General features: G+C 31.5%; 10 protein-coding genes. 6 read left to right on the forward strand and 4 right to left on the reverse strand.

Annotation, left to right across the window (positions count from 1 at the left end):
• The 3 genes from B2U95_RS10820 to B2U95_RS10830 all read left to right on the forward strand — a co-directional run.
• Window positions 1-216, forward strand: a 216-nt coding sequence (locus B2U95_RS10820; protein WP_296316212.1) for a T9SS type A sorting domain-containing protein, incomplete at its 5' end; no start/stop codon positions are given.
• A 77-nt stretch (window positions 217-293) separates the two neighbouring features.
• Window positions 294-1,274, forward strand: a complete 981-nt coding sequence (locus tag B2U95_RS10825) for an acyl transferase (RefSeq protein WP_296316215.1) — start codon at window positions 294-296, stop codon at window positions 1,272-1,274.
• Window positions 1,275-1,321: 47 nt separating this feature from the next.
• Window positions 1,322-1,762: a YHS domain-containing (seleno)protein gene (locus tag B2U95_RS10830; RefSeq protein WP_296316218.1), complete on the forward strand. Its 441-nt coding sequence runs from the start codon at window positions 1,322-1,324 to the stop codon at window positions 1,760-1,762.
• A gap of 145 nt (window positions 1,763-1,907) precedes the next feature.
• Here B2U95_RS10830 and tyrS read toward each other — a convergent pair whose 3' ends face one another.
• Window positions 1,908-3,206, reverse strand: coding sequence for a tyrosine--tRNA ligase (tyrS, locus tag B2U95_RS10835; protein WP_296316221.1), 1,299 nt, complete (start codon window positions 3,204-3,206; stop codon window positions 1,908-1,910).
• 133 nt (window positions 3,207-3,339) lie between these two features.
• On the opposite strand from tyrS, the gene B2U95_RS10840 reads away from it, so the two are divergent.
• Entirely contained in the window at window positions 3,340-4,359 is a 1,020-nt protein-coding gene (locus B2U95_RS10840; protein ID WP_296316223.1) for an NAD-dependent epimerase/dehydratase family protein, read from the forward strand.
• A 3-nt stretch (window positions 4,360-4,362) separates the two neighbouring features.
• Here B2U95_RS10840 and B2U95_RS10845 read toward each other — a convergent pair whose 3' ends face one another.
• The 3 genes from B2U95_RS10845 to B2U95_RS10855 are packed head-to-tail and all read right to left on the reverse strand — an operon-like array spanning window position 4,363 to window position 6,882.
• Window positions 4,363-4,806, reverse strand: a complete 444-nt coding sequence (locus B2U95_RS10845) for a DUF4296 domain-containing protein (RefSeq protein ID WP_296316225.1) — start codon at window positions 4,804-4,806, stop codon at window positions 4,363-4,365.
• A gap of 1 nt (window position 4,807) precedes the next feature.
• A complete protein-coding gene (locus tag B2U95_RS10850) occupies window positions 4,808-6,151 on the reverse strand; it encodes a dihydroorotase (protein WP_296316230.1) in 1,344 nt (447 codons plus the stop codon).
• An 8-nt stretch (window positions 6,152-6,159) separates the two neighbouring features.
• A complete protein-coding gene (locus tag B2U95_RS10855; protein WP_296316233.1) occupies window positions 6,160-6,882 on the reverse strand; it encodes a polyprenol monophosphomannose synthase in 723 nt (240 codons plus the stop codon).
• A 143-nt stretch (window positions 6,883-7,025) separates the two neighbouring features.
• Here B2U95_RS10855 and B2U95_RS10860 point away from each other — a divergent pair, with 143 nt between their 5' ends.
• Window positions 7,026-7,676 carry a DUF4271 domain-containing protein gene (locus B2U95_RS10860; RefSeq protein ID WP_296316236.1) on the forward strand — a complete coding sequence of 217 codons (651 nt, stop codon included), beginning with the start codon at window positions 7,026-7,028 and terminating at the stop codon, window positions 7,674-7,676.
• Window positions 7,677-7,691: 15 nt separating this feature from the next.
• Window positions 7,692-8,441 carry a uroporphyrinogen-III synthase gene (locus B2U95_RS10865; RefSeq protein ID WP_296316237.1) on the forward strand — a complete coding sequence of 250 codons (750 nt, stop codon included), beginning with the start codon at window positions 7,692-7,694 and terminating at the stop codon, window positions 8,439-8,441.
• Window positions 8,442-8,482 lie beyond the last annotated feature (41 nt).

Below are 8,482 nucleotides of genomic sequence, written 5' to 3' on the forward strand. Positions count from 1 at the left end.
ATTTATCCTAATCCAACAAAAACGGGTGCTGTTACTATTTCTTCATTAAATAATGACGTAATTAATATACGCGTTTATGATCTACTAGGAAAGCAAGTTAAAAATGAGATACTGACTAATAATACACTTAATGTTTCAGATTTAAACACTGGTGTTTATATTATAAAACTCACTCGAAATAATGCTACAGTGACTAAGAAATTAGTGATTAATTAAAAAAATATCTTTTAAGACAAATAAAGCGTAGCTAGATATTTTGAGCTACGCTTTTTTATTTTCCATACTTTTGCTGAATGATTAACCAAGAGCGTATTTTTAATATAAAATCTACCAAAGATTTTGAGGCTATAGCCTTAGGTGTTTTTAGATTTCAATTTGAAAATAATCCCGTTTATAGATCGTTTTGCGACTTACTTTATAAGCATCCTTCAGATATAAATAGAATTGAAAACATCCCTTTTCTGCCTATTCAATTCTTTAAAACACATAACGTTTTAAGCAGTAATGAGTCTATAAAAAAAACCTTTACTAGTTCTGGCACAACAGGAAGTCTAACAAGTAAACATTTAGTAACTGATATAAAACTTTATGAAGAAAGCTATCTAAGAGGATTTAATCATTTTTACAATGCTATTGAAGGCTGTGTAGTATTAGCCTTATTACCATCTTACTTAGAAAGAGAAGGCTCATCTTTAATATATATGGTTAACGATTTAATCTTAAAATCCAAGCAACCAGAGAGTGGATTCTACTTAGATAATCTTGAAGATTTAGCAAAAATATTAAAGAAACTTGAAGCTAGAGGTCAAAAAACGTTACTTATTGGAGTGTCTTTTGCGCTACTAGATTTAATTGAGAAATTTCAATTTAATCTGAAGCATACCATAGTCATGGAAACTGGTGGTATGAAAGGCAGACGAAAAGAAATAATTAGACAAGAACTGCATCACATCTTACAATCTGGTTTTGGCGTATCAGAAATTCATAGTGAATATGGTATGACAGAACTTTTAAGTCAAGCGTATTCTAAAGGCAATGGTGTTTTTGAATGCCCTACTTGGATGAAGGTTTTAACCAGAGATACTGAAGATGCACTTACACTTCAAAAACCAAATAAAACAGGAGGACTAAATATTATAGATTTAGCTAATCTTAATTCATGCTCTTTTATTGCTACACAAGATTTAGGTAAAGTTGACTCCAATGGACTGTTTGAAATTATTGGCCGTTTTGATAACTCAGATATCCGTGGGTGTAATCTCATGGCTTTGTAAGTAATTATAATACCACTCGTCTATTTAGACTATATAAGGTATTTATTATGAAGTATATTATTATATTTTTTATCAGTATTACCTATGGTTTTGCTCAAAACTTAGACTACAATACCAAGAAGGGTTTTGCTGCAGAAGGTTATGATGTTGTTGCCTATTTTAACAATGAAGCCTTAGAGGGTTCAAAAAAGTTTACGACAAAATTTGATCGTATAAATTACAAATTTAATTCTCAGAAAAATCTAGACGCTTTTGAAAAAAACCCTAAAGCATTCATTCCTCAGTATGGTGGCTATTGTGCTTATGCAGTTGCTAAAAGCTCTAAAAAAGTAAGTATTAACCCAGAAACGTTTGAAATACGAGACGGCAAACTCTATTTATTCTATAACTCTTGGGGAAATAATACACTTGAAAAATGGAAAAAAGAAAATGTGAAAGGTTTGCAAGAAAAAGGCGACTTAAATTGGGAGGCTGTAAAATTTGATTAATTCTATGAAAAAGAAAAGTTAAAATTAGCCCTAGTTGATTAATTGGTTAGAGATGCCCGAAAGAGATTTCGGGTATTTTTTTATATAAAAAAGCCTGCTAAGCTTTATAAGCTTAACAGACTTTATCTTTATTTACAGTAAACCCTTAAATTACCTTTAGGATAAAATTGGTCTTCTTACCTCTACTGATTATTACATACTTCTCATTAATTAAGTCGTCAGAAGATAACATATAGTCTTCTTTCACCTTTACTTTATTTACAGCTACAGCATTTTCTTTTAAAGCTCTCCTAGCGTCTCCATTAGAGTTCAAAAAATTTGTTTTTGCAGCCAAAGCACCAATCATGTCTAAACCTTCTTCAAATTCTGCTTTAGAAATTTCAGCTTGTTTTACACCTTCAAAAACGTCTAAAAAAGTTTTTTCATTCAAGATTTTAATATCGTCTTTAAAGGTTTTACTAAATAATATTTGAGAAGCACTTACTGCATTCTCAAACTCATCTTTAGAGTGAACCATTATTGTGATTTCTTCCGCTAAGCGCTTTTGCAAAAGTCTTAAATGTGGTGTTTCAGAATGTTCAGAAATTATTTTTTCAATCGCTTCCTTGGTTAAAAATGTAAATATTTTAATATACTTCTCGGCATCTTCATCACTAGAGTTTAACCAATACTGATAAAACTTATATGGAGACGTTCTATTGGCATCTAACCAAACATTACCACCTTCAGACTTTCCAAATTTAGAGCCGTCACTTTTCGTAATTAAAGGACATGTAATGGCAAAACCTTTACCTCCACCAACACGTCTAATTAGTTCTGTACCTGTTGTGATATTTCCCCATTGATCGCTTCCACCCATTTGAATGGTGCAGTCGTTATTTTTATATAAATGCAAGAAATCATAGCCTTGTACCAGCTGATATGTAAACTCTGTAAAACTCATACCGTCATTAGTAGACTCGCTCGAAATTCTATTCTTTACAGAATCTTTAGCCATCATATAATTAACAGTAATATGCTTACCCACATCTCTAATAAATTCTAGGAATGAAAATTCTTTCATCCAATCATAATTATTTACCAGAACAGCTGCATTGGAGGCATTACTTTCAAAATCTAAAAAATGAGAAAGTTGATTCTTAATTGCATTTTGATTGTAGCGTAACGTTTTTTCATCTAATAAATTACGCTCACTAGACTTCCCAGAAGGATCACCAATCATACCTGTAGCTCCACCTACTAATGCAAATGGCTTGTGACCACAACGCTGATAATGAGCCAATAACATAATGGGTACCAAGTTACCAATATGTAAAGAATCTGCTGTAGGATCAAAACCCACATAAGCACTTCGCATAGCTTCTGTAAGATGCTCCTCTACTCCTGGCATGCTATCATGCAACATTCCTCTCCAGGTTAATTCTTCAACAAATTTATTTGCCATCACTTTATTTGATTCAATATTATGTGCGTAAAGATATGTTTCCGCTTTAAAAGACAAAAGACAATTCTAAAAAACCGTAACTTTACTTCTGCAGCACTCAAAACGAGTGCTATGTTAATACTGTAATATTTATATGATTTTAGTAACTGGTGGAACAGGATTAGTAGGTTCGCATTTACTCTTTAATTTGGTAAGCACCAATATAAGCGTGAGAGCAATTTACAGAAGAGAAAAAACACTGAGTCGTGTTAGGCATGTCTTTTCTTATTTTTCTGAAGATGCAGACCTTCTTTTTAAAAAGATTGAATGGATTGAAGCCGACATTAGTGATATTCCTAAATTACAAAACGCCTTTAAAGGAGTAACACACGTTTACCATTGTGCTGCATTTGTGTCTTTTGAACCAGATAAGGAAAAAATATTACGTAAAATTAACATTAAAGGCACTGCTAATATTGTAAACCTGAGTTTAACTAACGGAGTTGAAAAACTATGTTATGTAAGTTCTATTGCAGCTATTGGACACCACACAAATCCTGAAAAATTAATTGACGAACAAACGTCATGGAATCCTGAAGAAGATAACAGTGTCTATGCCATTACTAAATACGGTGCTGAACTAGAAGTTTGGAGAGGCACACAAGAAGGTTTAGACACCGTTATAGTTAATCCTGGTGTAATTTTAGGCGCAGGTTATTGGAATGGCGGAAGTAGCGGAAACTTATTTAAACAAGTATATAAAGGAATGCGCTATTATGTAACAGGTGTTGTTGGTTATGTTGATGTTTGGGATGTTGTTAAAGCCATGCAGCAATTAATGGACAGCACTATTAAAAACGAAAATTTTATTTTAGTATCAGAAAATTTAAGCTTTAAAACGTTTCAGCAAAAAGTAGCAATAGCACTTAATGTTAATACACCTCAAAAAGAAGCGAAACCTTGGCTACTCAATATCGTTTGGCGATTAGACTGGTTAAATCATAAACTTTTTGGTAAACGCAGAGTATTATCTAAGCAGAGTGCAAAATCAGCTATTAGTGTTACTAAATATGATAATTCTAAAATTAGCAATACACTTAATTTTGAGTTTAAGCCTATAGAAAACTCAATAAATGAAGTGAGCTCCTTATATCTTAAGGATTTGAAAGGGTAAAACCTAAGCTATACTATCTTTACTTTTTTTAGTGCGCTTTTTATTTTTGTCTACTCTATTTATAGAGTCTTGCTTTTTCTTCAATTTTTTGGCATCCTCTTTTAGTTGTTCTTCATGGATACTTTTCTCACTTTCTAATCTAGCTTTTACTTTTTCTACAATGTCTTTATAGGTTTCAGAATTAAAAGTATGATACCTGTTACTTTCTTTAAATTGAAGACTATCAATATTATATTTATCTAAAATATATGTCTCAGGAATAAATCCATTTTTTTCTAGAAGTTTTCTATTAACGCCTTTGGCAGCATTTATAACATATAAATCATATAAAATATCAGACATTTTTTCCTTAGAAATAAGGTTAGCTGGTTTTTCTGGCTTACTCGAATTATCACATGCAGCAAACAAAAAAACAAATACCAATATTACACCTATACTTTTGTACATTCTATCTATTAAAAGTTAATCGTTCACCTGCTTTAACGTCTAATACCTTAAAATTGTTGTAGGCTAATTGACCATTTACAAATGTATGTGTAATTCTACTTTTAAAGGTATTACCTTCAAAAGGAGACCAGCCACATTTATAAAGAATATTCTCTTTATTAACGGTCCAAGGGTTTTGTAAATCTACAATAACCAAATCAGCATAATAGCCTTTTCTTATATAACCACGATTTTCAACATCAAATAATATCGAAGGATTGTGCGCGGTCTTTTCAACTATTTTTTCTAGACTAATTTTACCTTGGTGGTGCGCTTCTAATAAAGCTACTAACGCATGCTGTACTAAAGGTCCACCTGAAGGCGCACTAGTATATGGATTGTTTTTTTCTTCTAATGTGTGTGGCGCGTGGTCTGTAGCTATGACATCTATTCTATCATCTAAAAGTGCTTTCCAAAGTTGATCTCTATCTTTAGCTGTTTTTACAGCCGGATTCCATTTAATATGACTTCCTTTTTTAGCATAATCCTCATCCGAGAACCACAAATGATGAATACAGACTTCTGAAGTTATCTTTTTATCTTTTAATGGAACTTTATTTGAAAATAGTTTCGTTTCTTTTCCTGTAGATAAATGAAAAACGTGTAATCGTGCTCCTGTTTTCTTAGCCAACTCAATCGCTTTTGAAGACGACAAATAACAGGCTTCTTCACTTCGGATCATAGGATGCTTTTCCATAGGAATATCGTCACCATATTCAGCTTTGTATTTTGCTAAATTCTTTCTTATAGTTGCTTCATCTTCGCAATGCACAGATATAACCATATCAGTACTTAAGAATATTTTCTCCAAAACTTTAGGATCATCAACTAACATGTTTCCTGTAGATGAACCTAAGAATATTTTTAATCCGGCTACAGTTTTAGGATCTACTTTAAGTATCTCGTCTAAGTTGTCGTTTGTTCCACCAAACATAAAAGAGTAGTTGGCGTGAGATGATTTTGCTGCAATTGCAAATTTCTCTTCTAACTTTTTAACCGTAGTAGTTTGTGGAATGGTGTTTGGCATTTCTATAAAAGACGTAATTCCACCAGCTAAAGCTGCTCTAGATTCTGTTTCTATGTTTGCCTTTTGTGTTAACCCTGGTTCTCTAAAATGAACTTGGTCATCTATCATACCTGGTAAGACATAATTTCCTTCTACATCAATTACTGTGATATCAGCAGATTTTACACTAATTGAAATATCTATATCCTTAATGATATTATCTTCAATTAAAATATCACCTTCAAATATTTTACCTTCGTTGACTATTCTTGCGTTTTTTATGAGGGTATTTCGCTTCATGATATATATTACTTAGTAAATAAACTTTTTAATTTTAAACTTATAACTCCAAAAATAGCTTCAGATATTATACTTCCGCTCATTTTTGATTTCCCTTGTGTTCTGTCTTTAAAAATAACAGGTATTTCTTTAATTTTAAAGCCTTTATTAGTTGCTTTAAATTTCATTTCTATCTGAAAGGCATAGCCAATAAATCTAATATTACTTAAATTTATAGTCTCTAAAACGCTGCGTTTATAACATACAAAACCAGCTGTTGCGTCTTTAACACGCATCCGTGTTATCAATCTCACATACCTTGACGCTCCATAAGACAATAAAATACGAGACATTGGCCAATTAACTACTGTAATTCCCTTAACATACCTGGAGCCTACTGATACATCTGCACCATCAATAGCACAGGCATTATAAAGCTTTATAAGATCATCTGGATTATGAGAAAAATCAGCATCCATTTCAAAAATAAAATCATAATGTTTTTCTAAACACCAATTAAAACCAGCAATGTAAGCTGTGCCTAAACCACTTTTTTTATCGCGTTTTAATAAAAATAAACGCTCTGGATATTCTTTTATAAGCGCATTTACTTTATGTGCTGTTTGATCTGGTGAGTTGTCATCTACCACAAGTACATGAAACACTTTTTCTTGTGAAAATACAGCTCTAATAATCGCTTCAATATTCTCAATCTCGTTGTATGTTGGGATGATGACTACTGCGTCAGACATTTAAACTATTTAAAAACACTTCTTTGAGTGGCATTATTATTTTACAAAAGTAAAGTTTTTAATGCAGTAAAGATGTAAAATATTTTTTTGAGTCTAGGAAAAAATCATGTGGTGTTAAACTTTTTTCTTTATAATTTAGCATTATGCGAAATTTCATTACTCATAACTGGTTTACTATTTTTACGGTGTTGAGTCTAACCCTCGTTGTAGCAGCAAAATATGTCAATGCATTACGTTTTAACGATTTTTTGCTCGTAATTAGCAATCCAAAATATTTAAAAATCTACTCGAGAGATCAAAAATTTATTGATATTTTTGATGGTCTTCTTTTTATAAACCTTTCTATATCACTTAGCATATTTATTTACTTTGGGTATTCTACGTTTGTAACCCCATTAACTTTTGAGTTGGTTGAATTTTTGAAACTTCTATTTGCCGTTTCTACCATAGTGATTATAAAAACCCTTTTAGAACGACTTATAGGCAGTCTTTTTGAAGTTGATAACTTAATTGATGACTATCTTTTTCAGAAAACAGCTTTTAAAAACTATTCTGGTATGTTACTTTTAATTACCAACCTTTTTTTATTATACAGTAACACCCATACTAATATTATTATAATCATAGCATTTACTCTTGTTTTCCTCGTTAATCTTATCGGATTCTTTACATCATTTAAAAAACATCAAAAACTACTAATACCTAATTTTTTCTATTTTTTATTGTATCTTTGCGCTCTCGAAATTGGACCTTATATACTGTTATATAAGGTCATTACGGAGTATAACACTTAAATAAAGCGTTTACATATGAAAGTGAAAACGATTTTAGTATCGCAACCAGAGCCTAAAATAGAGAACTCTCCATACTACGATTTGCAAGAGAAGCAAAAGGTAAAAGTAGACTTCAGACCTTTTATTCATGTAGAAGGTGTTTCAGCAAAAGATATTAGACAACAAAAAATAGAACTCAGCAAGTATACTGCTATTATACTAACCAGTAGAAACTCAGTAGACCATTTTTTTAGAGTAGCAGATGAGATGCGCTTTAAAGTGCCAGATTCTATGAAATATTTTTGCCAGTCTGAAGCTGTTGCTTATTACTTACAGAAATACGTAGTTTATAGAAAACGTAAAATCTATGTTGGTAAACGTAATTTTGAAGATTTAATGCCTTTAATTAAAAAATATAAGGATGAAGTATTCTTATTACCTACTACAGACAAAGTTAAACCTGTAATACTAGAAATACTAGATGATTTAGGTGTTAATTGGACACAAGCTACATTCTATAAGACTGTAATTAGTGACTTATCTGATTTAACAAATGTCTATTATGATATTTTAGTATTCTTTAGCCCTTCTGGTATAGATTCTTTATTTCATAATTTCCCAGACTTTGAACAAAAAGATACACGTATAGCTGTATTTGGAAACACTACCGTAAAAGCTGTAAAGGAAAAAGGACTGCGTGTAGATATTTCTGCACCAACACCAGAAACGCCATCTATGACCATGGCATTACAGAAATATATTGACTCAGTAAATAAAGGTAAGTAGTTAAAAACTTATTTGATTATATAAAAAAAGCGATTCTAAAT

Source organism: Winogradskyella sp. UBA3174 (assembly GCF_002364335.1).
Classification (GTDB): domain Bacteria; phylum Bacteroidota; class Bacteroidia; order Flavobacteriales; family Flavobacteriaceae; genus Winogradskyella.